The following is a 26,491-nucleotide window of genomic DNA, read 5'->3' as shown; positions in this document are numbered from 1 at the left end:
CGGGCAAGCTGCCGGCACGGGCCGTTATGGAGTCATTACGGGTGGTGTCCTGCTATGGGGTACGGGCCGCCCGTCCCCCGTACGCAGCCGCGCTCAGTCCGCGAGATCCCCGTCCAGGAGAGCCGCGCCGGTGAAGAGTTCGACGCCGACCTTGATCGCCTGCTCGTCCACGTCGAAGTCGCCGCGGTGCAGGTCGCGGTGCGTGGGGTCGGCGGGCGGGTGGACGCCGAGGCGGGCCATGGCGCCGGGGACGTGTTCGAGGTACCAGGAGAAGTCCTCGCCGCCGAGGGACTGCTCGGTGTCCTCGATGGCGCCCTCGCCGCGGCGGGCGGCCATCGCGGAGTGCAGCAGCTGGACGGTGACCGGCTCGTTGACCACCGGCGGCACCCCGCGAACGTAGGTGATCTGGGACTTCGCGCCGTGCAGCGCGGCGACCTCGTCGATCGCCGCATGGACCAGGTCCGGGGCCTGCCGCCAGGCGTCGAGATCAAGACAGCGGACGGTGCCGGAGAGTTCGGCGTGCTGCGGGATGACGTTGCAGGCGTGGCCGGACGCCAGCCGGCCCCAGGTGACGGCCAGACCGGCGCGGGCGTCGACCCGGCGGGCCAGCAGCGCCGGGACGTCCAGGGCGACCCGGGAGGCGGCGGTGACCATGTCGGTGGTCAGGTGCGGGCGGGCGGTGTGGCCGCCGGGGCCGTCCAGCTCGACCTCCAGCCGGTCACAGGCCGAGGTGATCGCTCCCGTACGGAGCCCGATCCGGCCGGCGTCGACGCGCGGGTCGCAGTGAACGGCGAGGATCCGGCCGACGCCCTCCAGGACGCCGGACTCGATCGCGTCGGAGGCGCCGCCGGGCAGGATCTCCTCGGCGGGCTGGAAGAGCAGGCGGACGGGGCGCGGCAGGGCGCCGGTGCGGGCCAGCTCGGCCAGGACCAGACCCGCGCCGAGGACGACGGCGGTGTGCACGTCATGGCCGCAGGCGTGGGCGCGGCCGGCGACCGTGGAGGCGTAGTCGACGGTCTTGGTGTCCGGGATGGGCAGCGCGTCGATGTCCGCGCGCAGCGCCAGCAGGGGGCGGTCGGGGGCGGCGGCGACGGCCCGCCCGTCGGCCGTGGCGTCCCGGGTGCCGATGTCACAGATCAGGCCGGTGCCGGTGGCCAGTACCCGGGGCCGCAGACCGGCCCGCTCCAGCCGTTCCTTGAGCGCCGCGGTGGTCCGGAACTCCTGGTTGCCCAGTTCGGGGTGGCGGTGCAAGTCGCGCCGGAAGGCGCTGAGTTCGGCGCGCAGCGCCTCGGGAAGGGCGCCGGGGAGCTGATCCCCGGCGGGGGTACGGGCGGCGCTGACCTCTCGGGACATCACGTGGTTCACCTGTGGAAGGTTACGGGCCCGAAGGGGGCAACTGTCCTTCGATCAACAAAAGTTCAGTCCGTTAGGGGAAGAAAATCAGGCCGCTCGGCGCATGGAGGGTTTATGCCACGGGTATGCAGTAAGGCTTCCCGCGCTCCGTCATCCCGCGGACATCGGCTGGGTGAACGGCAGTCGCTGCACGTCGCGGGCGGTGCCGGTGACCCCGTCGAGGAAACCCTGGGCCCGCGGCGAGGCGTTGGCCGTCAGCCACTCCGGATCGATGTCACAGACCGCGACCTTGACGTCCGTTCCCCTCAGCGCCAGCGGCAGGGTGTGCACCACGGTGGAGGGGAAGCTGACGATCAGCCGCCCGATGGGCCCGCGCCGGGCGATCAGTTCGAGCGGCAGATCGGGCCGGACGATCTCCAGCCCGGTCTCGCCCACGAGCCGGCGCAGCTTCTCGGTGCTCTCCTTGCGGTGCGCGAAGTAGCGGGTGGCGCCGTGCGTACGGGCCAGGCTGCCGACCGCCGCCAGATAGCGCTCGGTGTCCACGACCCCGGTCTCCACCAGCGAGGTGCCGACGATGTCGGCGGCGCGAGTGAGCCGGGGCGGGCCGAAGCGGCCCCGGGTCCAGGCGAACTCGTTGGTGGTGACCTCGACTCCCGGGGGCGCCTCGACCGGCATCGAGCTGAACAGGCCGACGGTGCGCCGCCCGCCCTCGGGAGCCGGGGTGAGCCGGCGCCGGGCGGTGGCCGAGAACGGGGCGAAGATCAGGTCCCGGGCGCCGCGGCCGCTGCCGTTGCGGTGCCAGCGCACCAGCTTTTCCCCGCGGGCGAGTTGGGAGATGAACTCCATGGTGGCGGTGCCGTCGTCGACCACGACCAGATCGCGCGCCCGGGCGAGGGAGAGCAGCAGCTGGACGTAGCGGGAGAACGGGTCGCCGATGACGACGCGGTGGGCGCGGCGCAGCAGCGGGGTGAGGCCGCCGATGGTGCGCATCGGCGCGGTCGGACCGCCGCGGGCCTCCTCCCAGCGCACCGTATGGCCTTCGTCGCGGGCGAGTTCGGCCATCCGCCGCAGCTGGCCGCGGGTCATGGGGTCGTGCGGGGAGAGCACGACGACGGTGAGCCCGGTGGCCTGTGCCGTGTGCGCCCATTCCAGGACGTTCAGCAGCTGCACCGGGCTCTCGACGAACGCGAGGGTGCCGGTGTCCCGGGCGCCCGCGCGCGGCTCACCGGAGCGCGCGGTCCGGTGACGCTGCCGCGGCACCCCCCGGAGACGACGGGCGGGAGTATCCGTCGTCTCCGGGGGCGGAACCTCGGCGCCGGGCGTGCCGGGCACGGCGCGGGTCCCTTCGGGTGAGGTCACCTTGGCTCCCGTCGGTTCGTCGGCCGGGCGGTCAGACGGCGGCCGGCTCGGCGGCCTCGGCCTCGGCCACCACGCCGGTGACGCGGCGCAGCTTCTTCATCGGGCCGAGCTCGCTCTCGTAGACCTTCTTGACGCCGTCACCGAGGGACTCCTCGATGGTGCGGATGTCGCGGACCAGGCGGGACAGGCCGCCGGGCTCGACGGAGGCGGCCTGGTCGGAGCCCCACATGGCGCGGTCGAGGGTGATGTGGCGCTCGACGAAGGTGGCGCCGAGGGCGACCGCGGCGAGGGTGGTCTGGAGACCGGTCTCGTGGCCGCTGTAGCCGATCGGGACGTTCGGGTACTCGTCCTGAAGGGTGTTGATCATGCGGAGGTTGAGCTCCTCGGCCTTGGCCGGGTAGGTGCTCGTGGCGTGGCAGAGCAGGATGTTCTCGCTGCCCAGGACCTCGACGGCGTGCCGGATCTGCTTGGGGGTGGACATGCCCGTCGAGAGGATGACGGTGCGGCCGGTGGCGCGCATGGCGCGCAGCAGCTCGTCGTCGGTGAGCGAGGCGGAGGCGACCTTGTAGCAGGGCACGTCGAACTTCTCCAGGAAGGCGACGGACTCGACGTCCCACGGGGAGGCGAACCAGGCGATGCCGCGCTTCTTGCAGTACTCGTCGATGGCGCGGTAGCCGTCCTCGTCGAACTCCACGCGGTGGCGGTAGTCGATGTAGGTCATCCGGCCCCAGGGGGTGTCGCGCTCGATCTCCCACTGGTCGCGCGGGGTGCAGACCTCGGGGGTCCGCTTCTGGAACTTCACCGCGTCGCAGCCGGCGTCGGCGGCGGCGTCGATCAGCGCGAACGCGTTCTCCAGGTCGCCGTTGTGGTTGATGCCGATCTCACCGGTGACGTAGACGGGGCGGCCGGGGCCGGCCTCGCGGTTGCCGAGGGTGCGGAGGCGGGAGTTGCTGCTCATGGGGAGGTTCCTTCGCGTTGATACGGGGTGTGGGGAGGGGGTCTGGGTGGGTTACAGGGACGGGCCCAGGAGCCAGGCGGCGATCTCGCGGATCGCGCCGCTGCCTCCGGGCGTCGCGGTGACGGCGCGGGCCGCGCCGCGCACCACGTCGTGCGCCCCGGCGACCGCCACGGGCCAGCCGACGAGGTCGAAGCACGGGAGGTCGTTGACGTCGTTGCCGACGTAGAGCACGCGCTCGGGCGCGATGCCCGCTTCCTCGCACCACTGCTTGAGGGCGAGGTCCTTGCGGTCGATGCCGTGCAGCACGGGGACCTGGAGCTTGCGGGCCCGTGCGGCGACGACCGGGTTGGTCTCGGTGGACAGGATCAGCAGCTTCAGTTCCGCCTTGCGCAGCGCGGCGACGCCGAGTCCGTCGCCGCGGTGGACCGCGACGATCTCCCGTCCGTCGGAGTCGATCAGCACCCGGTCGTCCGTCTGGGTGCCGTCGAAGTCGAGGACGACGGCGTCGATGTCGTCGCGGGTCGGCAGGGCGCCGGGCCGCGGGGCGTCCAGCAGCGGTGCCAGGGCGCGGGCGCGGGCCAGGTCGTGCGGGTCGTCGATCTCCAGCACCCGGGCCGGGTCGGTGCGCACGAGTTCGGTGCGGCCGAAGAACCGGTGGCCGGCGGCGCGGAAGCCGGCCGCGTCCATGCCGTAGGCGGCGCCGGTCTCCAGCAGGTCCTGGGGGCGGTCCTGGCGGCGCGGCCGGAAGGACTTGTCGTGGTTGACGCCGTGGCCGCCGGCGGCCGCCCCGGTGTCCTCGGTGACCTCGGTCTCGGCGTCCCGCCAGACGAAGCCGTGGAACGGTGCCACGGTCAGCGCGCTGTCGGCGCCGCCCTCGACGACCGCGGCGGCGACCCCGTCGATGTCCTCGCGGACGATGAACGGGCTGGTGCACTGGACCAGCAGCACCGCGTCGACCGAGGCGCCCTGCTCGGCCTCGTAGGCGTCCATGGCGTGCAGGACGGCGGCCTCGCTGGTGGCGGTGTCGCCCGCGATGTCGCCGGGGCGGCGTACGACGACCGCTCCGGCGCCGCGGGCGGCTGCCGCGATCCCGGCGTCGTCGGTGGACACCACGACATCGGTGACCAGGCGGGCGGCGCGGCATTCCCGGACCGCGCGGGCCACCAGGGGCACTCCCCCGACGGCGGCGAGGTTCTTGGCGGGCACGCCCTTGGATCCGCCGCGGGCGGGTATGACGGCCACCACGGTCGGGGGGCTGCTCTGCGGGTTCGGCGGCATATCGGGCTCCTTCCGGGAGCTGGCCTGGGTGGTCACAGCTGTCCCCAGCGGCGGATGGCGGGGGCGACGCGCTGGACGCCGTGGCGGTAGGCGCCGCGGGCGGCCTCGCGGACCGTCTCGCGGGCGACCCGGCGCAGTCCGCCGGTCTCCTCGGGGGCGTCCGTGTGGCCGGCGATCGGCTCGCCGTGCGGGTCCAGGCCGTGCCGGGCGAGGAGGCCGGGGAGGTAGCCGGGGGCGGTGCGGGCTGTGTAGTAGGGGGTGACCGGCGGCAGCCGGTCGGCGGTGCGCAGCGCGCTGACCCGGTCGCGGGCCGCGTCGAAGGCCTGCTCGTAGTCACCGTCCGCGGCGACGCCCTGGCGGGCGAGCCACTGCGGGTCCGGCTCCGGGCGGTGTCCGGCGTCCAGCTCGTCCCAGGAGGCCAGGCAGCCGGAGCCGAGGAAGTGGTGGTTGCCGAGGACCTCGCGGATGCCGAGGTCGGTGAGGACGGCGGTGGGGATGCCGCGGTGCAGCGACTCCAGGGCGGCGGTCGAGCTGACCGTCACCAGCAGGTCGGTGCGGTCCAGGACCTCGCCCATGTTGCCGTACACCAGGCGGCAGTTGGCGGGGAGTCCGCCGGGGGCCTTGGCGGCGAGCTTCTGGTAGGGCAGTTCCTCGATGTGGGTGGTGTGCTCGCCCGGCTTGCTGCGGAGCTTGATCAGCACTTCCCGTTCCGGGTGCCGGCGGGCGTGCTCGACCGCTCTGCGCAGCAGGTAGGTGCGGTCGGCGCGGCTCTCCGGGACGGACGGCTGGGCGGCGAACACCACGGTGTAGGGGGTGTGCGCGCCGGTGTAGCGCGCGCCGCCGAGGAACGGCAGGGCGCACTCGACGACCCCGCTGTCGTCGGCACCGACCCCGCGGTACACCTCGCGGAAACGGTCCGCGTCGTGCCGGGAGTTGGCGAGGACGACATCCGCGCCGTGCCGCAGCAGCAGCCCGTCGGCGAGCTTCTCGTAGACGACACCGACATAGCCGGTGACGACGACGGGGCGGGTGTCCGCGCCTCGCCAGGCGTGGGCGAGGCCGTGCAGCATCGCCTGCACCGCTCCGCCGACACAGGCCAGCACGACGACGTCGTAGCGCGTACGGTCGATGGACCGGACGAAATCCACGCCCCTGATTTCGCGCAGCGAGTCCGCACGGGCGCCGACCTCGTCGAGCTGGCGGACCGTGGGAGTGGCGCGGCCGCGGAGGAGGTAGCCGTCGAGCCGGATGTCCGATTGGATTCGGTACGCTGTCAAAGCGCCCCATTTCCACCGGGTATCCGAGTCGGCGAGTACGGCGACCCGCGGCGAAGAGTAGGTACGTGATGGCACGTCCAAGACGCTAGGAAGGCATTCCGTTGGACGGGCCAACTGGGCCGCAACAAAGGGTTAACAGCGGGTCGACGAATGGCTAACCGGCCCGATAGTCGGCCCGGTTAACCATCCCGCCATTCTTCGTTCACCTTGAGGTCCGCACCCGGTAAAGACGAATGCCGCCTGCGCCCCTAACGTCACCAGGGTGGTTAAGCTCTCCGTCATCGTGCCGTTCTACAACGTGCAGACATACGCGCCCGACACCCTGAAAAGCCTGGCGGCCAATGCCCGTGAGGACTTTGAATTCCTGCTCGTCGACGACTGTTCCCGCGACGAGACCCCGGAGATTCTCGCGCGCGCCGAGCGCGAGCTGCCGGGCGCCAGACTGCTGCGGCACGAACAGAACGGCGGCCTGGCCACTGCCCGGAACACCGGCCTGGACGAGGCCCGCGGCGAATACGTCACCTTCCTGGACGGCGACGACTGGCTCGCCCCCGGCTATTACCCCCAGCTCCTCTCCACCATCGAGGAGTTGGGATGTGACTTCGTCCGTACCGACCATGTCCAGTGCACCGCCCGCGCGCGCACCGTCCACCGGGTCCCGCACGGCCGGCGCGGGGTGGTGATGGACCCGCGCGAGGTGATCCTGCCCGCCGACCGCTCCACCTCGGTCGACTACGCGTACGCCTGGGCCGGGATGTACCACCGGCGGCTGCTGGACGAGGGGGTATTGCATTTCAAGGACGGGCTGCGCACCGCGGAGGACCGCCCGTGGATCTGGCGGCTGCACCGTGAGGCGAAGTCCATGGCGGTGGTCGGACTGCTCGGTGTTTTCTACCGGCGCGGTGTGGCCTCTTCCCTGACGCAGATCGGTGACGTGCGGCAATTGGACTTTATTCGCGCCTTCGACCAGGTGATCGAAGAAACGGCGCAGGACCGCGATGCCGCTCTTCTGCTGCCGAAAGCGGTGCGCACCTATTGCGCGATCATTTCCCACCACCTCGGTTCGATCGAACGGTTCGAACCGCAGGTCGCCCGTAAATTGCGCACGATGAGCGCCGCGGCCATGAAACGCATGCCGCAGGACGTACTGAAGGAAGCCCTGGATTCGATGGATGTGCAGCGCGCGTCCCGGCTGCGGCGGCTGCGCCGTCGCCCCGTCCCGGCGGAGGTCGCCGCCTGATGTCCACCCGACCGCTGACCCAGATCTTCATGGCGTCCACGCTCTACGGCGCGGCGACCCTCGCCGCCGCTCTGGACGCCGACTGCTTCGCCCCGGCCGAGCGCCGGCTGCTGCTGCTCAGCAACAACGCGACAACCCCGGAGACCACCGCGTCACTGGACACCATGCCCGGCTTCGAGCGGCTGCGCGGCCGCTTCGACCGGGTGCTGTCGTGGAACGAGACGATCAGCCCGTTCCACCCGGGCGGCTGGTCACCGCGCCCGGACGATGTGCCGCTGTGGGAGCGGCATCTGCGGCTGCTGTGGGGCCTGGGCGACGACCGCGTCGAGCTGGTCGTGGAGTCCATCCAGGTCAACCCGGCGATGGCGCTCGCCCAGCTGTTCCCCGACGCGCCGATCGATGTCTACGCCGACGGCCTGATGAGCTACGGCCCGACCCGTAACAAGCTCGATCCGCTGATCGGCACCCGGATCAGCCGGCTGCTGCATCTGGACCTGGTGCCGGGCCTGACGCCGCTGCTGCTCACCGAGTTCGAGGTCCCGCCGCAGACCGTGTCGACCGACGCCTTCACCAAGGTGCTGGCCGAACTCTCCGACGCCAGTGGCGAGGTGGCCGTCCCGGAGGGCGGTGCGCTGCTGCTCGGCCAGTACCTCTCCGCGCTGGGCATCCTCACGCCCGAGGAGGAAGAGGAGCTGCATGTGCGAATGGTGCGCGGCGCGGCCGAGCGCGGCCACCGCGAGATCGTCTTCAAGCCGCATCCGTCCGCGCCGGCCCGCTGGTCGCGGCTGCTGGAGCGGGAGGCCGAGAAGCTGGACATCGCGCTGACCGTGCTGGACAGCCCGGTGCTGGCCGAGGTGCTCTACCAGCGGATGCGGCCCGCGCTGGTCGTCGGCTGCTTCTCCACCGCGCTGCTGACGGCCGCCACCTTCTACGGGCTGCCGACGGCGCGGACCGGCACCGGACTGCTGCTGGAGCGGCTGTCGCCGTATCAGAACAGCAACCGGATGCCGGTCACGATCGTGGACGCGCTGGTGCCGGACCTGGCCGACCGCAGCGAGCGCCCGCGGGCGCATGCCACCGCCGAGAACATCGAGGGCCTGGTCACCGCGGTCGGCTATGCGATGCAGCACCAGATCTATCCGCAGCTGCGGCCGTCCGCCGAGCGCTATCTCGCGGCCCATCTCGACCCGGTCACCCGGCGCTACTTCAAGCGCCGCCGGCTGACCGCGCTGGCGCTGCCCGGGGCGATCCCGTCGCAGCTGTCGTTCATTCCGCGCAATGCCACCGTCCGCCGGGTCGCCCGCCGGGCGCGCGCGGTGCAGCGGCGGCTGAAGAAGCGGGCCGCGTTCGGATGACCGCCGCCCCCCAACTGACGGCCGGTGCGCCGACCGCCGCGCCGGATCTCGTCACGCCCGCACCGCAGCCCGCTATACGGGAGCGCAGCCGCAAGGGTCCCTCGCGGCTGCGCGCCCTCGACGGGCTGCGGCTGCTCGCCGCCCTGATGGTCGCCGCGTACCACTACGGGGGGCGCGACGGCGAGATAGCGCAGGCCTGGGGCGGTTCGCCCGCCCACCAATTCCCCACCGCCGCCCCGCTGTTCGCCTATGGCTGTCTGGGCGTCCAGATCTTCTTCGTGATCAGCGGCTTTGTGATCTGCCTCAGCGGCTGGGGGCGGACGCTGCGGGCCTTCATCGCCTCGCGGGTCTCCCGCCTCTATCCGGCGTACTGGGTCGCGATCCTCCTGGTCACCGCGGTCTTCGCGCTCCCCTGGGTCGCCTACAAGGCGCTGTCGCCGAGTGACGTACTGACCAATCTGACCATGCTTCAGCAGCCGTTGGGCGTGGACCGGGTGCTGGGGGTGTGCTGGACGCTCTGGGCGGAGATGCGCTTCTACGCGCTCTTCGCGCTCTGTGTCGTCCTGCCCGGCGCCACCCGCGGCCGCGTGGTGCTCTTCTGCGCGGGCTGGACACTGGCCGCCGCGCTCGCCCAGGCCGCCCACGAGCCCCTCCTCGACACCGTCCTGATGCCCGAGTACGCCCCGTTCTTCATCGGCGGCATCGGTCTGTATCTGCTGCACCGCTACGGCGCCCGCGATCCGATCGCCTGGGCGATAGTGCTGGTCAGCTGGCTGATCGGGCAGCATTACGCGGTCGCCAGGCTGTGGCACTCGGCGTCGGCCGAGGGCTTCTCCTACCGCTCGACGGCGGGCATCGTCGCCGTCGTCACCCTCGGCTTCGCGCTCGTCGCGGCGGTGGCGCTGGGCAAGCTGCACTGGGCGAACTGGCGCTGGCTGACCGTCGCGGGCGCGCTGACCTACCCCTTCTACCTCGTGCACGAGCATCTGGGCTGGGTCGTGGTGCGGGCACTGCACCACGGCGCCGGGCTGCCCTCCTCTGTGACGCTGCCGCTGACCGTGGGGCTGATGCTGCTGCTCGCCTGGCTGCTGCACCGCTTCATAGAGCGCCCGCTGACGCCGGTGCTGAAGCGGTCGATCGACCCGCGCCGCTGACCGCCCCGGTTCAACTCCGCTGTTCCGGGGCGAGCGTCGCCTCGATCCCGGCGATGACGATGCGCAGTCCGGCCTCGAAGTTGCGCTCGATGTCGCCGAACATCTCCTCACCGGCGGCCGCCGCCAGCGGATAGCCCGCGCCGATCTCCCGCGCGCGCAGTTCCACGTCGTAGGCCGGATCGCGGTGCTGCGGCGCAGCAGGGTCCGGGTGGACCGACTGCTCCTCGATCACCAGGCCCATGGTGAAGCCGTAGACCGCCCACCATGCCTGCACCGCCTGTCTCAGCGTGAAGCCGGCGCCGGTGAGCAGGGTGAGGAGATTTTCCAGCGGCCCGGAGTAGCTCGCGTCGGTCATCCGGGTGCCGCTGAAGACCTTGCCGCCGTCGCGGTATCCGAGGAGTTCGCGGCGCATGCCCCGGCAGGCGTCGCGGAGGATCTCCTGCCAGGTCCGGCCGGAACCGGTCGTCGCGCCCTCCCCCATCAGCGACTCGGCCATCCGCCGGAACATCTCGGTGGCCATCTCGTCCAGCAGTTCCTGCTTGTTCTTGAAGTGCCAGTAGAGCGCGGGGGCCTGGACGTTCAGCTCCTTGGCGATGCGCCGCAGGGTGAGCCCGTCGAGGCCCACCTCGTTCAGCAGCCGCAGGGCGGTGTCGACAACCTGTCGCCGGTCTATGCGGGAAACCATGTTGACAACTTAACACCGTTAAGGCCATGCTCGGAAACATGGAACTTAACAACGTTAAGGAGCCGGCCGGTGTTACGGGCGACCTCCCCACGACCGTTGACGTACTGATCGCCGGGGCCGGCCCGACCGGACTCGCCCTCGCCGTCGACCTCGCCCGGCGCGGACTGCGCGCCCTGCTCGTCGAGCGGCAGGACCGCCTCTCGCCCGGCGCCCGCGGCACCGGAGTGCAGCCGCGCACCCAGGAGGTCTACGACGACCTCGGGGTGCTGGACGCGATCCACGCGACCGGCGGGCTCTACCCCGAGGTGGGCCTCTGGGAGAACGGCCGGATCGCCAGTACGACCGTGATGATCGAGCGGGTCGACCCGACACCCGCCATGCCGTACTCGAACGCCCTGATGGTGCCGCAGTTCCGCACCCAGGAGGTGCTGCACGCCCGACTGCAAGAGCTCGGCGGCGCGGTGCTCTTCGGCACCGAACTCACCGGATTCGCCCAGGACTCCGACGGGGTGACGGCCCAACTGCGCGGCGCCGACGGGGTGCAGCGCAGCGTGTGCGCCGCCTATCTGGTCGCCGCCGACGGCGGGCGCAGCACGGTACGCCGGGCGCTGGGCATCACGATGAGCGGCCCGTCGCTGCCGCCGGGCGGCGCGGTGCTCGCCGATGTCCGGGTGGACGGCCTGGACCGGGACCACTGGCACCGCTGGGTCCTGCCGGACAACCGGTTCGTCTCCCTCCTCCCGCTCGCCGGCACGGACTACTTCCAGACCCTCATGGTGACCAACTCGACGGACACCTCGCCCGAGGCGGTCCGCGCCGGACTCGCGGCGCACACCCACCTCGACGCCGGGCAGATCCGCGAGGTGCTGTGGTCCTCCCTCTTCCGCCCCAAGGCGGGGCTGGCCGACGCCTTCCGCGCCGGCCGGGTCTTCCTGGCCGGCGATGCCGCGCACATCCACTCCCCGGCGGGCGGCCAGGGCCTCAACACCAGCGTCCAGGACGCCTACAACCTCGGCTGGAAGCTCGGCCAGGTGCTGCGCTACGGCGCCCCCGAGAGCCTGCTCGACAGCTACGAGGCCGAACGCCGCCCGGTCGCCGAGCGCATCCTCGACACCAGCACCCGGCTGCACCGCTCCGGCTCGCTGCGCCGCGGCCGCGATCTGCACCAGCTCGACATCGGCTACCCCGACAGCCCGCTGACCCGGGAGCTGCGCACGGACGTCCCCGAGGGCGTGCCCCGCGCGGGCGACCGGGCCCCCGACGCCCCGTGCACCACCGCCGACGGTGCCCCCACCCGGCTCTTCGACGCCTTCCGGGGCCCGCACTTCACCGTGCTCACCCTCGGCGCGACCGACCTCGACGCCGGTGCGCTGCCGGCCGATCCGGCGCAGCTGCGCGTCGTCCGCGTCGGCGGTCCGGACCCCGATCTGCTCGACACCGACGGCCATGTCCGCGACGCCTACGGCAGCGCCCCGGCCGTTCTCCTCATCCGCCCCGACGGCTATCTCGCCCTCGCCGCACCGGCCGAGGACGCCACGGCTGCCACGGCCGCCGCCCTCGCGGCCTGCGTCGGCAGCGCCGTACCGCAGCCGGCCGGCTGACCGGATGCGCACGAGGCCGTACCAGCGGATCTCCGCTCGTACGGCCTCGTGCCGGGGACAGGCGCCCGAGGGGGGGCGAGGCGCCCGGGGCGGCGATCCGCCCGGAAAGAACAGTGATCCGACGGACCGGACCCCTGAAGGGTTCCGCCCTAAAGGACCAGCGACAGCAGCAGGACGCAGACGATCCCGACCACCGAGATCAGCGTCTCCATCACCGACCAGGTCTTCAGCGTCTGGCCGACGTTCATCCCGAAGTACTCCTTGACCAGCCAGAATCCGGCGTCGTTGACATGGCTGAAGAAGAGCGAGCCGGAGCCGATGGCGAGCACCAGCAGCGCGGCGTGCGGGGTGCTCAGCTCCGCGGCGAGCGGGGCGACCAGCCCGGCGGCGGAGATGGTGGCGACGGTCGCGGAGCCGGTCGCGAGCCGGATGGTGACCGCGATCAGCCAGGCCAGCAGCAGCGTGGAGAGGTGCCAGCCCTTGGCGATGTCCATGATCATCTGGCCGACGCCGGCATCCACCAGCGTCTGCTTGAAGCCGCCGCCCGCGCCGACGATCAGCAGCACCCCGGCGATCGGGGCGAGCGACTTCTCGACGGTGGCGGCGATCCGGAGCCGGGTGAATCCGGCCGCCCGGCCGAGCGTGAACATCGCGACGATGACGGCGGTGAGCAGGGCGATCAGCGGCGAGCCGATGACGTCGAAGACCTTCTGGACCTGGTGCTCGGGGTTGTCGACGACGATGTCCACCAGCGCCTTGGCGAGCATCATCACCACCGGCAGCAGCACGGTCGCCACGGTGATCCCGAAGCCGGGCCGCTTCTCCAGGTCGTCGGAGGCACGCTCGGGCACCAGGTTCTCCGGCGGCTGGATGTCGACCCAGCGGGCCGCGTAACGGGAGAAGACCGGGCCGGCGATGATCGCGGTCGGGATGGCGACGACCACGCCGAGCGCGAGCGTCAGACCGAGGTTCGCGCCGACCGCGTCGATCGCCACGAGCGGCCCGGGGTGCGGGGGTATCAGCCCGTGCATGACGGACAGTCCGGCCAGCGCCGGGATGCCGATCCGCATCAGCGAGAAGTTGCCGCGCCGGGCGACCAGCAGCACGACCGGGATCAGCAGCACGATGCCGACCTCGAAGAAGAGCGGCAGCCCGACGATCCCGGCGATCAGCACCATCGCCCAGGGCATCGCCTTCCCGCTCGCCTTCGCCAGGATCGTGTCGACGATCTGGTCCGCACCCCCGGAGTCGGCGAGCAGCCGCCCGAGGACCGCACCGAGCGCGATCAGTACGCCGGTGCCCGCGACCGTCGTGCCCAGGCCCGCGGAGAAGCTGGTGACGGTCTTGTCGAGCGGTGCGCCGGCCACCGCGCCGAGCACCAGCGAGCCGATGATCAGCGAAAGAAAGGCATGCAGCTTGAACTTGGTGATGAGCAGGACGATGACGGCGATGCCGGCCAGGACGGCGATGCCCAGCTGTGCGTGACCGGCCGTGGTGATCGGCTCGGCCGCGTCCGCTGCGAGCATCTCGACGCTGAGATGTGTCACGGCGATTCCCTTGGTTGGACGGAGGGGGAAAGGGGTGCTGCGTTACCTGTGGGGGGAGTTGGGGTGAGGGGGGCGTCCTAGTCGTCCGCCGCGCCCCTCGCGTGCAGTGCGGCCACCGCCCGCCCGGCGATCTCCTCCGGGGAGCCGGACACCTCGACGAGGACACCGGCCTCGTCGGGCCCGAGCGGTTCGAGCGTGGCGAACTGGGAGTCCAGCAGCGCGGCCGGCATGAAGTGGCCCGTGCGCCCGGCCACCCGCTCCTCGATCAGCGCGCGCTCGCCGGTGAGGTGCAGAAAGACGAGGCCGGGGGCGGCGGCGCGCAGCCGGTCGCGGTAGGCGCGCTTGAGCGCGGAGCTGCTGACCACCCCGCCGTGCCCGGCCCGCTCGCGCGCCCAGGCTCCGATGGCGTCGAGCCAGGGGCCGCGGTCGGCATCGTCCAGCGGGTGGCCCGCGGACATCTTGGCGATGTTGGCCGGCGGGTGGAAGTCGTCCCCCTCGGCATACGGGACGCCCAGTGCGTCGGCGACCAGCGGGCCGATCGTGGTCTTGCCGGTGCCGGCCACGCCCATCACGACGATCACGTCGGGGGTGCTCATCCCGTGGTACCTCGCTGTCTTCCTCGACCTCGTGCGGCCCCCACTGAAACCCATTAGGTACGACGTATTCAAGAGCTCGTGATGCAAACGTCATACTTAATTCGCCGAGCCCGGGAACGTAGGCTTGCCCCATGGAAAACGAGGGGAAGGGACTGCACGCCCGCGTGCTGGAGTCCCTCGGTCCCGCGATCACCGCGGGGGACTACCCTCCGGGCACGATCCTGCGCACGGACGAGCTGGAGCAGCGCTTCGACGTCTCACGCACGGTCATCCGCGAGGCGATCCGGGTACTGGAATCCATGCAGCTGGTCGCCTCCCGGCGCCGGGTGGGAGTGACCGTCCGCCCCACCGAGGAGTGGAACGTCTACGACCCGCGGGTGATCGGCTGGCGGCTGGCCGGCCGGGACCGCCCCCGGCAGCTGCGCTCCCTGACCGTGCTGCGCTCGGCGGTCGAACCGGTCGCCGCGGGCCTGGCCGCCCGGCACGCCACCCCCGAACAGTGCGCCCGGCTCACCGAAGAGGCCATGGGCATGGTCGCCACCTCACGCGGCCAGCAGCTCAACGCCTATCTCGTCCACGACATGGCGTTCCACCGGGTGGTGCTGACCGCCTCCGGCAATGAGATGTTCGCCCGGCTCGGCGATGTCGTCGCCGCCGTCCTGACCGGCCGCACCCAGCACCGGGTGATGTTCACCGACCCCGACCCGGCCGCGGTCACCCTCCATGTGCAGGTCGCGGAGGCCGTACGGACCGGCGACGCGGCACGGGCGGAATCGCTGACCCGCGAAATCACCGCCGGCGCGATGGCCGAACTGGACGTGCTGGCACCGTAGTTGGGTGCAGGGCAGGGGGCATCGGCGGCGTAACGGCCGCATACCGGCACCGTCATCAGCCCGCACCGTCATCAGCTCTACGCCCGGCAGCGCCCCGGCTCAGAACAGCGGTTGCTGCCCCGGGAACGGCGGCTCCTCCGGGTCGAACAGCTTCTCCGCGGGTGCCATCATCGGCGCCATCCTGCGCGACCCCGGGCAGGAGATCAGCTCCAGCACCGTCCGCCGGCCGGGCGGGTCATGGCGGGCGAAGCGGCCGCCGACGACGGCGATCTCTCGGGTGCAGATGGGGCACGCGCGGCGGGGTGACGACATGCCCCCAGTCTGACGCAGCCGACGCCGGGCCTCACAAGCCGCCGGCCCCTGGGGGCGAGCGACCGCGGCGGGGCAATTTCAGCGCCTCGTTCCCTCGGAAATCAACCGGGGATCAATTCCAGCCGTCAGGACGGTCCATATTACAGCGCCATGGCCGGCCCGCAGCGAGTTGACGGGCAAAAACCGCAGGGCTGAACTGGATAGACCGATCATCAGGGGGGTAGGGCTGACAACCATCCAGATCCGGAGGGAAGTTCATGACTTTCAAGAACATCTTCGACAGCGGCGGAAGTGAAGCCAAGTCCGCCGAAGAGTCCGCCCAAAAGGTCAATGAGAAAATTCCTGGCGCCTGGCCCGAACGGGAAGGGGTCGACCCGGAGCTCTACGACGGCATTCCGGAAACCGCGCGCGACCCGAAGATCATTCGCGAGACGTCGCCCGAGGCGCTCAGCATCATGAGCAACTTCCTCACCCCGCTCTTCCAGAACACCCAAACAGCAGCCGCCACGCAGCGGGAAGCCAGCGAAAACCCCGAATCGACATCCGGTATGGCGTCCTCGGCCAAGGACGAGGCATTCAAGAAGGTGGAGGTGGAGATCGAGGGCAAAGACCAGCCAAAGACCAGCGACGAAAAGCTGGCGGAGTCGAGAAAGGGCAACTACACCTCGGTCAAAAATGTCCAGAGGGCTGCCGATGGGTCGGTCAAGTGGTGAGGGCGGCCTGACGACTTCCCATTCGGTCACGCCGACGCCGGGCCGGAAAACAGCTCACGCACCGGACGGCACGGACCGGTATGTCTCCCCCACCGGGTTTTCGTTGAACAAGGGGCGGTTCGGCGACTTTCCCGGGGATGAGGATGCGGCGCACCAGCGCGGGTGGCGCGCTTACATGACGGTGGGTGTACCGCTCGTCGAAGAGCGCGGCGACATTGCACAGCCCCCTCCTGACGTGATCTCCAAGCAGACGTTCGTCAATCGAACCGACCCCACCCCCACCACTTGGTCACACACCGTCGAATTCTCGATTTCGAACACCATCAGCTGGTCGCTCCAGGGACAGATGCAGCTTACTTTCGGAGCAAAAACCACCGCATCACTGCAACAGCAATTGCAGAAGAGCATGGCGATGAACCAGTCCGAGAAGATCACCCTGAAGAACAGCAAGGACAATCAGGGTACGGACGCGGAGTCGCAGTCACAGGCGACAAGCACGACAACGGCCACGAGTACCGCCACCGGCACCGGGGAGTTGTCGGCACAGCTGATGCTGGGGATCACTGCCTCGGTCAGTGGTTCGCTGACCACTTCGTTCAAGACCTCGTCCACGCTGAGCGGGCCGGTTGGCAGCCGGGTCGACGTCCTGGCCACGCAGCGCCGTCAGGTGCGGAGGTTCGACTACGAATTCCCGGTCTCCTTCGGCGGGTGGGTCGCTTTGCACTACCCCGAGCCGGTGGAGGTCAAGGAGACCTGGCAGGACGGCCCGCAGGCCAAGGAGCCGAAATACTCCAAGGTGCTTGCCTGGAAACTCGGCGAGACCGGTACGACTGCGGAGACCTTCGACCTGACCGATGACGGCAAGCCGTTCATGCAAAAAGGGGAGGCCGAGGTCGTTTCCACCCTCGCCGGGGTGCACGAGGTCTTCGAGCTGGAAAAGCTCAACTTCGATATGAAGGATCACCCTCTTCACAAGGACGGCAGCGAAGAGCGGACGAGCCCGAAAGTGGCTCCCGTCGAGCTCGCCACCGGGTTGGGGACGGCCGATGGCCTCGCGCTGGACCTGCCGGGCAACAGGGCTTATGTCACCGACGTCGAAAGCGGGAAGCTGATCGAGTTCGACCTGACCAGCCGGCCGGCGAAGAAGCAGCGCACCTGGGATGTGCCGAGGGCCGCCGGAGTGGCGCTGAACGGGGGCAAAGCGTACATCGGCCAGTACGACCGCGGCGGGCTGTACGAGGCCGACCTGACGGCAGACGGCGGCGCCCCGCAGGTCGTGGCCAGCAACCTTGGGAACAGCGTCCGCGTGGCGCTGGATGGCGCGGTCCACGCATACGTCGCCGATTCGAGCGGCGGCAAGTTGCACGAGGTCGTCGTGGCTGACGGCGAGGCCAAGGGCCGTCGGCGCGTGGTGGCCGACGGTCTCGGTGCGGTCTGCGGCATCGGGCTGGACCGCGACCACGGCTGGATCTACGTCAGCAACCGGCAGGGCAAGCTGTTGCGGCTCTCCGGTGTGCTGCCCGGTGCCCCGGCCAGGTCGTAGCGCAGGGCCGCACCACCCGCCCGCCGCTCAGAAAGCATCCGTCGGCACATACGTCCCCCACACCCCCCGCAGCGCCTCGCACACCTCCCCCACCGTCGCCCGTGCGCGCAGTGCCTCCCGCATGGGGTAGAGGACGTTGTCCGGGCCCTCGGCGGCCTTCTGGAGATCGCCGAGGGCCGCGGAGACCGTGCGCTGGTTGCGGCGGCCCCGCAGGGTGGCGAGCCGTTCGACCTGCTGGGCCTCGATCGCGGGGTCGACCCGCAGCGGCTCGTAGGGCTCCTCCTCGTCCAGCTGGAAGCGGTTGACGCCGACCACGACGCGCTCGCCGGCGTCCGTCTCCTGCGCGATGCGGTAGGCGTTGCGCTCGATCTCGTCCTTCTGGAAGCCCCGCTCGATGGCGGCCACCGCACCGCCCATGTCCTCGACCCGCCGCATGAGCGCCACGGCGGCCTCCTCCACGTCGTCGGTCATCGACTCGACGGCGTAGGACCCGGCGAACGGGTCGACGGTGGCGGTCACATCGGTCTCGTACGCGAGCACCTGCTGGGTGCGCAGCGCGAGCCGGGCCGACTTGTCCGTGGGCAGTGCGATGGCCTCGTCGAAGGAGTTGGTGTGCAGCGACTGGGTGCCGCCGAGCACGGCGGCGAGCCCCTGCACGGTGACCCGGGCGAGGTTCACCTCGGGCTGCTGGGCGGTGAGCTGCACCCCGGCGGTCTGGGTGTGGAAGCGCAGCATCATCGACTTGGGGTTCGCCGCCCCGAACTCCTCCCGCATCACCCGGGCCCAGATCCGGCGCGCGGCACGGAACTTGGCGACCTCTTCGAGCAGCGTGGTGCGCGAGACGAAGAAGAACGACAGCCGGGGCGCGAAGTCGTCCACGTCCATTCCGGCGGCCACGGCCGTGCGCACATAGGCGATGCCGTTGGCGAGCGTGAAGGCGATCTCCTGCGCGGGCGAGGCGCCCGCCTCGGCCATGTGGTAGCCGGAGATGGAGATGGTGTTCCACCGGGGGATCTCGGCCCGGCAGTACTGGAAGATGTCCGCGGTCAGCCGCAACGACGGCTGCGGCGGGAAGATATAGGTGCCCCGTGCGATGTACTCCTTGAGCACATCGTTCTGGATGGTCCCGTTCAGCTGACCGGCCGCCACCCCTTCCTCCTCCCCCACGAGTTGGTAGAGGAGCAGCAGCAGCGCGGCGGGTGCGTTGATCGTCATCGACGTCGACACCCGGTCCAGCGGGATGCCGCCGAGCAGCACCCGCATGTCCTCGACGGAGTCGATGGCCACCCCGACCTTGCCGACCTCGCCGGAGGCGATCGGGGTGTCCGAGTCGTGCCCCATCTGCGTCGGCAGGTCGAAGGCGACCGACAGCCCGGTCGTGCCGTGGGCGATCAGCTGCCGGTAGCGGGCGTTGGATTCGCGCGCGGTGCCGAAGCCGGCGTACTGCCGCATCGTCCAGGGCCGCCCGGTGTACATCGACGGATACACCCCACGGGTGAAGGGGTAGGCCCCGGGCGCACCGAGCCGGCGCTCCGGGTCCCAGCCGTCCAGCGCCGCCGGCCCGTACACAGGCTCGATGGGCAGACCGCTCTCGTTGTGCCGCACACTGCCCGACTCGTGCGCCATGGGGGTACGCCTCCCAGTGGGTGACCGGTTCGTCAGGGTTTACGCCTTGCTCACAGCATGCCCGCAGGTTCGCCGCCGCGCAGCACTGGGAAGAGTCACCGGTGGCCGGTCGGGCCGCCGAGATCCGGGGGTTGCGCATGCAGCGGAGCAGGGGAAGACGTACGGCGCCGGCGGTGGCCGCGGTGCTGGTGGTGGCGGCGCTCGCGGTGGGCTGCCGCCCGGTGACGATCACCGGGGCCGGTTCACCGGACGGCAAGGGCGTCCGCTACGCCCCCACCACTCCCGCTCCCCCACCCCTCGGCCGTCACACGCGGCCGGCCCCCGCCCGGCACACCACCAAGCCGCAGCCCTGGACCGCCCACCACCGGCCGGCCCCCAGACCGCTGATGGCGCCGGGCTCACGCGGCGCAAAGGTCCGCGAACTCCAGGCGCGGCTGGCCCAGCTGGGCCTGTTCGGCCGCGCTCCCACGGGCTATTACGGCTCGGTCACCGCCACCGCGGTCCGCGCCTTCCAGCGGCGGCAGGGCCTGCCCCGTACGGGCACGGTGCAGCCCGCGGCCTGGCGCGCCCTGCGGTCCCAGACCCGCCGGCCGTCGCACGCGCAGCTCGACCCGCCCACCACCCGGCCGGTCAGCGCCCCCGATCCGCGCTGTATGCGGGGCAGGGTGATCTGCATCAGCAAGCGGAGCAACACGCTCGCCTGGGTGGTCGACGGCCGGGTCGTCTCGGCGATGGACGTCCGCTTCGGCTCGCAGTACACCCCCACCCGCGAGGGCACCTTCCACATCACCTTCAAGAGCCGCCATCACCTCTCGACGCTCTACCACACGGCCATGCCCTACGCGATGTTCTTCAGCGGCGGCCAGGCGGTCCACTACTCCGCAGACTTCGCCGCCCACGGCTACCGCGGCGCCTCCCACGGCTGCGTCAACGTCCGCAACAAGAAAAAACTGGCCCCCCTGTTCAACACCGTAAAGCCGGGCACCAAGGTGGTCATCCACCACTAGCCGCACTCTCATAGAAGCAGCGGAAGCACTCTTTGACCGAAGCGAAAACTGAGCCACCCCCACCCACGGATCCACCTCCGCGAAAGCGCGCGCCGGCTTAAGGCGCAAAGAGGGGGGAGCGGCGCGGGCAGGGCCGGGGGAACGTGCCCCGCCCGCGCCAGTTGCGCTGAGCCGTGGGTACGGGGGGAACCCCGGCTCTTCGCGCAGCCGATGACCAGTCGGCTCACTCAGTACTGCGTCAGCGGATCAAAAAACGTCACACCTACGGGGTGGCGGTGTCGCTCGGGGTGGCGTCACCGGGGTCTGTGGTGGTCACCGAGGGCGTCGAGGCCGGGGTGGACGTGCCGGAGCCGGGGGTGGTGCCGGGCGTCTGGGAGGGGTGTTCGTCGTCGTCCTCGTCGCTGCCCGTGCCGCCGCTCTGTCCGGTGCCGCCGGTGCTGCCCGTGTCGCCGCCGAAGCCGTCGTCGGCGCCCGAGCTGCCGCCGTTCTCGTAGCGCGCCAGGTAGGTGCGGCAGAAGAGGTGCACCTTGTCGGCGCCGCCGGCCTTGCGTTCGAGGCTGCGCAGCGTGTCGCGGTCCATGCCGTCCCGCTTGCCGGACTCATAGCTCCGGCAGACGGCGAGCAGCGCGTTCTTCCGGTCGCCGTTGCCGGGCTGCGCGGTGCCCTTGTGGCCGGGTCTCTCGTCGCGGCCGCTACCGCCGCCGGAGGTGCCGCGGCCGGGATTCCTGGTGGCGCCGGAACTGCTGCCGGGTGCGGGGGTGTCGGAGGGTCCGGCGGACCTGCCGCCGGGGGTGGGGTCGGGGGTGTGTCCCGTGGTGCCGTCGGTCTGGGCGCCGGGCCGGCGGGTGTCGAGCGGCCCGGGGGTCTCGGCGGCGGAGACGCTGGAGGCGGGGTCGGGTTCGGCGCCGCGGAAGGGGCTGGGCAGCACGCCGGTGCCGGCGCCGACGGCGACGCCGCCGATCGCGCAGGCGGCGAGGGCCACGGCGAAGCCGCGCCGGAAGGGGCGGCCGAGGCGGGTGCGTTCGACGGAGCCCGTGGCGCGTGCGGTGCGGCCGTTCGGGAGCGGTTCGGCGGCGGCGCGGTGCTGGGCACCGCGGGCGGCCTGCCGGAACGCGGCGACGGCGGCATCTTCGCCGGGGAGTTCGGCGGTGCCGGGCGTCTTGCCCCCGACCGCGGCGGCGGCCTGGAGGAGCTGTTCGAGTTCGCGTGCGCCGTCACCGTGCCGGGCACTGACCTGTTCACCGCGCAGCAATCGCTCCGCGGTGTCCTTGTCGAGCCAGTTGTACCGGTCGTCGGCCATCACATGTCCTTCTGCGTTCGTGCGGCCGTTTCCGTCACACCTGGTACGTACGATTCCGCCATGCCGTCGCGGCGCCTTCTGCCCTGTACGGGCACCCCACTCACCGTTCCACCACCTCGGCGCGGGCCCGCCGCGGGCCGGCCGGTGGGGGCGCCTTCCTGCTGGCCGGCGCCGTCTTCGCCGCCGTCCTGACTGCTGCCCTGACTGCTGTCCTGCCGGGTGTCCCGGCCGCCGCCCGGTTCCTCGCCGAGGAGCTCGGCGAGCCGTTTCAGTCCGCGGTGGGCGGCGGTGCGTACCGCGCCGGCCCGTTTGCCGAGCACCTCCGCGGCGCTCTTGGCGTCGAGCCCGACCACCACCCGGAGCACCACGGCCTCGGCCTGGTCCTGCGGCAGCCGGGCTATCAGCCGCATGGTGCGGCCGGTGCCGAGGGCTTCGAGTGCCTCGCCCGCGGTGTCGGACGCGCCCGGGGTCTCGGCCAGTTCGCTTTCGTCGCCGCCGATCGCCGGGCGGCGGCCGCGCATCCGGATGTGGTCCAGGGCGCGGTTGCGGGCGATACGGGCGGCCCAGCCGCGGAAGCGGTCGGCGTCGCCGCTGAAGCGGGCGAGGTCACGGGTGATCTGGAGCCAGGCTTCGGAGGTGACGTCCTCTACGTCCGGTTCGCTCACCAAGGTCCGTACATATCCCAGAAGTCGGGGATGTACGGCGCGGTAGACGGTACGGAACGCCGCCTCGTCGCCGTCCTGCGCCGCCTGTACGGCCACCGTCAGCCGACGGTCGTCCGGCTGAATGTCGTCCCCTCGCACGGGTCCATCCTGTCGCACGTGGAATGTCCGCCGCCCGGTCCTTGCTGCTTTCTCGCTCTCACCCGGCCCACGCCACCGGCTCCGCTCCGTCTGTGCGCCGGAGCTGTGCCGGCTACCGCCTGCCGTCGGCCACGGTCGGCCGAAAACCCCCGGTAACCCGGTTGTTCCTGCTGACCGTAACGCGTGCGCCGGCGCGCGCCGCACCCGGGAGGGGCGCACCGCCCGCTCCGGCGGGGCCGGGAAGGCGGACGCGCACGGCTTCACCGGTACCCCGGCGAGGTGCCTGCCGGGACCCCTCCGGCACCCCCGGGGAGGACGGCTCCCCGGGCCGCGGAAAGCGCCACGAACAGTGCGCCGACCAGCGCGGATCCGCACGTTACGGGCCTGTCCGGGCCCGCGTCCAGACCACTAGCCGTACCCCTGCCCGTACCCCGTGTGACGCTTTCGCGCCGTCTGGCGCTGTATCGGATAGGGGCCGTCACCGGCCCTTCGCGAACGACGGCCGGGGCCTCTCCTGTGGGGGGTGGCGGCCCCGGCCGTCCTCGTACCTCTCTGGCCTCTGACCTGGAGTTACGTGACGGCCACGCCACCGCCGTGACCAACCACGTGACCAACGCATCTGGCGGCTCACCCGATCTTCCCCAAACCGATACGCTGCGCCGTCCCGGCGGCCGGCTTGCGGGCACCTTGGGTTCGGCTCTTTCCGTACTGGGCCATGGTGTAGCCGGGTGAGTGGTGCCTCACATTCGCGGATACCTCAACGGGATTCTCACCTGCTTCTAGACCGTTCGTGACCTTGCTGTGACGCCAGTCGTGGATGCGGAACCTCTCCGGGAGATCCAGCTCTGCCTGTTGCCCCGCCACCGCGCACGGTCAAGATGTCGCGGCGGCGTATGCGGCGTGGATCGAGCAGGCGGTGCGGCAGTCGCCGCCGAGCGCTGCGAGAACGCCCCGCTCGATCTGCAACTCGCGCGGTCACTGCCTCGAACCCTTCGCTACCGAAGGCGGCCTCCAGCCGCTCACGGAAGGTGGCCACGCGGAGGATGGGCTGCGCCTCGACGATCAGGGCGCGGATGGACATCACCAGGATCTCCAGGTTGCGGCACGGCTTTCGAAGGAGACGTTCAGGTCTCCTGGGGCAAGAGGGAGGGATCAGTCGGCGAGATGTCGTCAGGGGGTGTGGGCAACACGGCCCATACCCGGAAGCCCCCGTCCCGCAGCGGCCCCGCGATCAGCTGCCCTCCGGTCTCGGCGACGCGCAGGCGCAGCCCAGTCAGGCCCATACCGCCAGAGCTGCGAAGTGACATGGCACGGAACGGCGGGCCGTTGCGCACTTCCAGCACCACCCGGTTCTCTTCGAAGAAGAGCTCGGCCAGGACTGTTGCACCGGGGGCGTACTTGGCCGTGTTGGTGAAGGCCTCACGAATGACGTGGTAGATGAGCTGCTCGGTCCTCGTGGGCAGCACCCTGACAGGCCCGTGCTGCCGGTATTCGGCGACCATGCCCACCGCAGTCATATTGCGCACGAGGCCGGCCAAGAACTGCGCGCCGTTGCTCGGGCAGAAGGCCGCTGCCTGCCATGCGTCGCCCTGCCGCAGTACCTCAAGCATCCGCCGGAGGTCGGCCATCACTTGCTGCGCCGATTCCCGCAGCGCCAGGGCGTGCGCATGGACCCCTTCGGGGAGGTTCGGCGCCCGCTCGAGCTCGCTCGCCCTGAGCGCCAGAAACGTGGCCTGGTGGCCGATGTGGTCATGGATGTTGAAGGCCAGCCGGGTGCGTTCCTCCAGCAGGGCGAAGCGGGCGGCGCCGTCGACGGCGGCCCCGGACATCTCCAGCCGTTCTCGCAGCAGCTCGCGCACCGACTTGTGATGCCGGATGAGCCCACCGAAAACCGCCGGAAAGGCGACCTCCGCAACGACGGCGTAGTACAGCGCCTGTTCGGTGCCGCCGGCCATGCCGAGGGGATGCCGGGTGGATAGGTATACCGCAGCGGCGAGTGTCACGAGCACGAACCGGAGCCGCCCGCCGTAGCGGGCGACGGCGTATGCGGCGGCGAACAGCGACGTCCGTACGTCAGAGGCGAAGCTGGACGCAAGCCCTGCAAACAGGCACAGTTCGGGAATGCGTCGGCGCAGCACGAACGTCGCCGCGGAGCCGACAGCGATTGCCGCAGCGGCGGGGTAGCTGCGCACCAGACCGGTGGCAGTCAGAGCATCGGTCTGCAGGCACGGCACGACTGCCGTGAGCAGCACGATGCCACCGTCGCAGAGCCGGTCCCTGTGCCCCCCGTAGCGAGCGGTCAGGGCCGTCAAGGACCCCCACGCGGTTTGCCCCCAGGCGGCTCGCGCGGAATCGAGTCGCTCGTTGCCTTGGGACAACGGGATCGCAGAGTGGCCGTGTTTCAGACCGCCTCTGGCTGGACCGTCCAGATGTAGGGGGTGTTTGGTGTTCATTTCCGTATGTCTTTGTGAACCGAATGTCGACTTGAGCGCCTGTCATCGCACGGCCCCGAGCAGAACTGCTGAGTGCGATGCCCAAAGGCTCCGATTCCGGCGGGGTTTGAAGGTGACACGTGACGAATGGTGCGGGAGGAATAGTTGGCCAGTCCCTGCCGACCGTCATGCCTCGCCCGGGCGTCGACTGCGAGGTGCGCCGGGGGGCACGACCTGTGAGCCGTGGCGGGGTGTGAAACAGAGGATCATGGGTTTGCTTTCGGTATCTCGGAAGCCTGACATCGCGTCGGATCAACCCTAACCCACAAAATCCATCGAATAGCTGACGGTTTCCTTACGGTGGGAACCCAACAAAAGGTGTAGGTGCATTGCCGCATCGTCATCAGGTAAGGGCAGAAGAGCGGAGTCATCTGCCTTCCTGGGCAAGGCACGGCACAAGGACATGAATCGAGAGGTGTTCGGCAGGTACCTGACAGGCTCGAACTCCGCGCCCTTATCCATGAAAAGATCGGAACGATCGAGGATGGAATCGGCGCGTCGACGTAGCGGCGTCTAAATTAACAGGGAGGGAGTCCGCGTGACCGCATCTGTGTTGGTGGTCGACGATCAGGCACTGCTTAGGTCCAGCCTGTGCCTGTTACTGGACTCCACTCCCGAGTTCGAAGTGGTCGCCGAAGCGGGAGACGGCGCGGATGCCCTCGCGAAGGCCCGCACCCACCGTCCCGACGTCGTGCTCATGGACGTACGGATGCCACGCGTCGACGGGATCGCGGCGACGAAGCAGCTGATGCAGTTCACTGATCCGCCCAAAGTGCTGATGCTCACCAACTTCGAGGTCGATGACCGGGTGTTGGAAGCCCTGGAGGCAGGGGCCTCCGGGTTCCTGCTGAAGGACCTGTGTCCGCAACAGCTGCTCTCTGCCCTGCGGACCGTGCTCGTCGGTGGCCGGGTCATCTCGCCGGAGGTACTCGACACCCTTGTGCGTCGCGCTTCGACCACCACCAGCCGGGTCCGCACCGAAGCCCTGGCGCAGCAACTGGCCCAGCTCAACGCGAGCGAGCAGCGGGTGCTGGAGCTCATAGGCATGGGCCTGACCAATGCTCAAATCGCCCAGCGCCTGCACTTGTCACAGGCCAGCGTGAAGACCTATGCCTCCCGGATACTCAGCAAACTCGGACTGCAAAACCGCACCCAGGCGGCAATCCTCGCCTACGAGGCGGGTCTGATCGACACGCGGCGATAGGGACTGTCCGACGGAGCGTCGTGGCAGCAGGAGTCGGGGCAGTGCTGTTGCGGCTCCCGTGAGCTGGCGCTGGCGGCTTGCCCCGGCGAAGCCCCGATAACGGGCGGCAGCGAAGGGACGGATGAGTCGAGCCACGCGCGACAGTCATCGGACCGTGCCGTGCCTGTCCGGGAGCGTGAACGCCTCCTCGGCGCAGGAAGCGGCAGCTCCGGCGGTGTCCAGAAGTGTCAACTAATGGACGTCCATAGTCACCCA

Annotated in this window: 22 protein-coding genes; 9 read left to right on the top strand and 13 right to left on the bottom strand. The window is 70.6% G+C overall.

All coding sequences use genetic code 11. From position 1 onward, the window contains the following. Window positions 1-93 precede the first annotated feature (93 nt). From AC3EUV_RS06905 to AC3EUV_RS06885, 5 genes are all read right to left on the bottom strand, one after another. Window positions 94-1,353, bottom strand: a complete 1,260-nt coding sequence (locus tag AC3EUV_RS06905; protein WP_432141598.1) for an amidohydrolase — start codon at window positions 1,351-1,353, stop codon at window positions 94-96. A 150-nt stretch (window positions 1,354-1,503) separates the two neighbouring features. After that, the gene (locus AC3EUV_RS06900; RefSeq protein WP_432141548.1) at window positions 1,504-2,712 is read right to left on the bottom strand and encodes a hypothetical protein; all 1,209 of its coding nucleotides are present in this window, start codon (window positions 2,710-2,712) and stop codon (window positions 1,504-1,506) included. 31 nt (window positions 2,713-2,743) lie between these two features. Beyond that, window positions 2,744-3,670 (bottom strand): N-acetylneuraminate synthase family protein, encoded by a 927-nt coding sequence (locus tag AC3EUV_RS06895; RefSeq protein ID WP_432141547.1) that lies wholly within the window; start codon window positions 3,668-3,670, stop codon window positions 2,744-2,746. Between the two features lie 51 nt (window positions 3,671-3,721). Continuing rightward, window positions 3,722-4,948 (bottom strand): cytidylyltransferase domain-containing protein, encoded by a 1,227-nt coding sequence (locus tag AC3EUV_RS06890; RefSeq protein WP_432141546.1) that lies wholly within the window; start codon window positions 4,946-4,948, stop codon window positions 3,722-3,724. A gap of 32 nt (window positions 4,949-4,980) precedes the next feature. Continuing rightward, window positions 4,981-6,300 (bottom strand): DUF6716 putative glycosyltransferase, encoded by a 1,320-nt coding sequence (locus AC3EUV_RS06885; protein ID WP_432141545.1) that lies wholly within the window; start codon window positions 6,298-6,300, stop codon window positions 4,981-4,983. Window positions 6,301-6,487: 187 nt separating this feature from the next. Between AC3EUV_RS06885 and AC3EUV_RS06880 the strand changes: the two genes are divergently transcribed. From AC3EUV_RS06880 to AC3EUV_RS06870, 3 genes are read left to right on the top strand one after another with little or no spacing between them, the layout of a single operon-like run. Beyond that, the gene (locus AC3EUV_RS06880; RefSeq protein ID WP_435602404.1) at window positions 6,488-7,465 is read left to right on the top strand and encodes a glycosyltransferase family 2 protein; all 978 of its coding nucleotides are present in this window, start codon (window positions 6,488-6,490) and stop codon (window positions 7,463-7,465) included. Next, entirely contained in the window at window positions 7,465-8,820 is a 1,356-nt protein-coding gene (locus AC3EUV_RS06875) for a polysialyltransferase family glycosyltransferase (RefSeq protein WP_432141543.1), read from the top strand. The genes AC3EUV_RS06880 and AC3EUV_RS06875 overlap by 1 nt, the downstream gene beginning before the upstream one ends. Further along, a complete protein-coding gene (locus AC3EUV_RS06870) occupies window positions 8,817-9,974 on the top strand; it encodes an acyltransferase family protein (RefSeq protein WP_435602403.1) in 1,158 nt (385 codons plus the stop codon). The genes AC3EUV_RS06875 and AC3EUV_RS06870 overlap by 4 nt, the downstream gene beginning before the upstream one ends. A gap of 10 nt (window positions 9,975-9,984) precedes the next feature. On the opposite strand, the gene AC3EUV_RS06865 is transcribed toward AC3EUV_RS06870, so the two are convergent. Continuing rightward, window positions 9,985-10,659, bottom strand: a complete 675-nt coding sequence (locus AC3EUV_RS06865) for a TetR/AcrR family transcriptional regulator C-terminal domain-containing protein (protein ID WP_432141541.1) — start codon at window positions 10,657-10,659, stop codon at window positions 9,985-9,987. Between the two features lie 38 nt (window positions 10,660-10,697). Here AC3EUV_RS06865 and AC3EUV_RS06860 point away from each other — a divergent pair, with 38 nt between their 5' ends. Further along, window positions 10,698-12,260 carry an FAD-dependent oxidoreductase gene (locus tag AC3EUV_RS06860; protein ID WP_432141540.1) on the top strand — a complete coding sequence of 521 codons (1,563 nt, stop codon included), beginning with the start codon at window positions 10,698-10,700 and terminating at the stop codon, window positions 12,258-12,260. A 149-nt stretch (window positions 12,261-12,409) separates the two neighbouring features. Here AC3EUV_RS06860 and AC3EUV_RS06855 read toward each other — a convergent pair whose 3' ends face one another. Together AC3EUV_RS06855 and AC3EUV_RS06850 are read right to left on the bottom strand one after the other, a co-directional pair. Then, entirely contained in the window at window positions 12,410-13,807 is a 1,398-nt protein-coding gene (locus tag AC3EUV_RS06855; RefSeq protein WP_435602402.1) for a GntT/GntP/DsdX family permease, read from the bottom strand. Window positions 13,808-13,884: 77 nt separating this feature from the next. Beyond that, a complete protein-coding gene (locus AC3EUV_RS06850) occupies window positions 13,885-14,403 on the bottom strand; it encodes a gluconokinase (RefSeq protein ID WP_435602401.1) in 519 nt (172 codons plus the stop codon). A 131-nt stretch (window positions 14,404-14,534) separates the two neighbouring features. Between AC3EUV_RS06850 and AC3EUV_RS06845 the strand changes: the two genes are divergently transcribed. Continuing rightward, window positions 14,535-15,236: a FadR/GntR family transcriptional regulator gene (locus AC3EUV_RS06845; protein WP_435602400.1), complete on the top strand. Its 702-nt coding sequence runs from the start codon at window positions 14,535-14,537 to the stop codon at window positions 15,234-15,236. Between the two features lie 99 nt (window positions 15,237-15,335). Here AC3EUV_RS06845 and AC3EUV_RS06840 read toward each other — a convergent pair whose 3' ends face one another. Continuing rightward, window positions 15,336-15,548, bottom strand: coding sequence for a hypothetical protein (locus AC3EUV_RS06840; RefSeq protein WP_387232956.1), 213 nt, complete (start codon window positions 15,546-15,548; stop codon window positions 15,336-15,338). Between the two features lie 257 nt (window positions 15,549-15,805). On the opposite strand from AC3EUV_RS06840, the gene AC3EUV_RS06835 reads away from it, so the two are divergent. After that, window positions 15,806-16,261, top strand: a complete 456-nt coding sequence (locus tag AC3EUV_RS06835) for a hypothetical protein (RefSeq protein ID WP_435602399.1) — start codon at window positions 15,806-15,808, stop codon at window positions 16,259-16,261. Beyond that, window positions 16,224-17,804 (top strand): YncE family protein, encoded by a 1,581-nt coding sequence (locus AC3EUV_RS06830; protein ID WP_435602397.1) that lies wholly within the window; start codon window positions 16,224-16,226, stop codon window positions 17,802-17,804. Before AC3EUV_RS06835 ends, AC3EUV_RS06830 begins: the two co-directional genes overlap by 38 nt. Window positions 17,805-17,831: 27 nt before the next feature. Here AC3EUV_RS06830 and AC3EUV_RS06825 read toward each other — a convergent pair whose 3' ends face one another. After that, a complete protein-coding gene (locus tag AC3EUV_RS06825) occupies window positions 17,832-19,430 on the bottom strand; it encodes an acyl-CoA mutase large subunit family protein (RefSeq protein WP_435602395.1) in 1,599 nt (532 codons plus the stop codon). Window positions 19,431-19,567: 137 nt separating this feature from the next. Here AC3EUV_RS06825 and AC3EUV_RS06820 point away from each other — a divergent pair, with 137 nt between their 5' ends. Beyond that, the gene (locus AC3EUV_RS06820; protein WP_435602394.1) at window positions 19,568-20,437 is read left to right on the top strand and encodes a L,D-transpeptidase family protein; all 870 of its coding nucleotides are present in this window, start codon (window positions 19,568-19,570) and stop codon (window positions 20,435-20,437) included. Between the two features lie 262 nt (window positions 20,438-20,699). Here AC3EUV_RS06820 and AC3EUV_RS06815 read toward each other — a convergent pair whose 3' ends face one another. The 3 genes from AC3EUV_RS06815 to AC3EUV_RS06805 all read right to left on the bottom strand — a co-directional run bounded on the left by AC3EUV_RS06815 (window position 20,700) and on the right by AC3EUV_RS06805 (window position 24,792). Further along, the gene (locus AC3EUV_RS06815; protein ID WP_432141532.1) at window positions 20,700-21,737 is read right to left on the bottom strand and encodes a hypothetical protein; all 1,038 of its coding nucleotides are present in this window, start codon (window positions 21,735-21,737) and stop codon (window positions 20,700-20,702) included. Next, complete coding sequence (locus AC3EUV_RS06810; RefSeq protein ID WP_432141531.1) at window positions 21,737-22,540, bottom strand: RNA polymerase sigma factor; 804 nt, start codon at window positions 22,538-22,540, stop codon at window positions 21,737-21,739. Before AC3EUV_RS06810 ends, AC3EUV_RS06815 begins: the two co-directional genes overlap by 1 nt. Window positions 22,541-23,664: 1,124 nt before the next feature. Next, window positions 23,665-24,792, bottom strand: a complete 1,128-nt coding sequence (locus AC3EUV_RS06805) for a sensor histidine kinase (RefSeq protein WP_432141530.1) — start codon at window positions 24,790-24,792, stop codon at window positions 23,665-23,667. Between the two features lie 778 nt (window positions 24,793-25,570). Between AC3EUV_RS06805 and AC3EUV_RS06800 the strand changes: the two genes are divergently transcribed. Further along, window positions 25,571-26,236, top strand: coding sequence for a response regulator (locus AC3EUV_RS06800; protein WP_432141529.1), 666 nt, complete (start codon window positions 25,571-25,573; stop codon window positions 26,234-26,236). Window positions 26,237-26,491 lie beyond the last annotated feature (255 nt).

The organism is Streptomyces sp. bgisy130, assembly GCF_057708345.1.
The sequence above is the reverse complement of the archived record's forward strand: the minus strand, read 5'-3'. Positions and strand labels throughout refer to the sequence as shown.